At 71.1% G+C, this 837-nt stretch carries 1 protein-coding gene; it reads left to right on the forward strand.

Annotated features, from left to right (window positions below):
* Positions 1-138: 138 nt before the first annotated feature.
* A partial coding sequence (locus Apa02nite_RS50765) for a carbonic anhydrase (protein ID WP_203831587.1) occupies positions 139-837 on the forward strand: 699 nt, incomplete at its 3' end.

The raw sequence follows: 837 nt of genomic DNA on the forward strand, positions 1-837 counted from the left end.
GGGGGATTGATACCTCGGTGGCCTGCCGGAACCTGAGGACCGGGGCGGGACTGTGCGGAATTCCACGGACCTTCGGATCGGGGGAGGGGCGACCGAACTGTGACGGCCGTAACCACGACCGACAGTCTGGAGCCTCGCATGACCGAATCGCTTCTGCGTCGCCGTTCGCTGCTCGGAGCGGGTGGGGCCATCGCCGGTTCACTCGCCCTCGCCGGTTTTGCCGCGTCGCCGGCGATGGCCGCCAGCGCCGCGCCCAGCACGCCGAAGGCGGCCCTCGCCGCCCTCCTCGACGGCAACAAGCGATTCGTCAACGGGACCGCCAAGCACCCGCACCAGTCCGGCAAGCGGCTGAAGACGGTGGCCGCCGGCCAGGACCCGTTCGCGATCGTGCTCGGGTGCGCCGACTCCCGGGTCAGCGCCGAGCTGCTCTTCGACCAGGGCATCGGTGACCTGTTCGTGAACCGGGTGGCCGGCAACGTGGTCGACGACCTGCTTCTCGGCAGCATGGAGTACGCGGTCGCCGAGTTCGGCCCGCCGCTGCTGATCGTTCTCGGCCACGAGCGGTGCGGCGCGATCAAGGCCACGGTCGGTGTGGTCAACGGCGGCGAGGAGCCGCCCGGGCACATCGGCGCGGTGGTGGCGGCGCTGCGGCCGATCGTGGCCCCGTACGCGGGACAGGCGAACGCGGTGGAGAAGGGTGTTCAGGTGAACGTGCTGGCGCAGGCCGCGGCCGTGGTGCAGCAGAGCGCCGTCATCCGGGAGCGGGTCGAGAAGGGCGCGATGGCCGTCGTCGGTGCCCGCTACGACCTCGACACCGGCAAGGTGAAGGTGCTCGGC

Origin of the sequence: Actinoplanes palleronii, assembly GCF_016862315.1 — a bacterium.
Taxonomy (GTDB): Bacteria; Actinomycetota; Actinomycetes; order Mycobacteriales; family Micromonosporaceae; genus Actinoplanes; species Actinoplanes palleronii.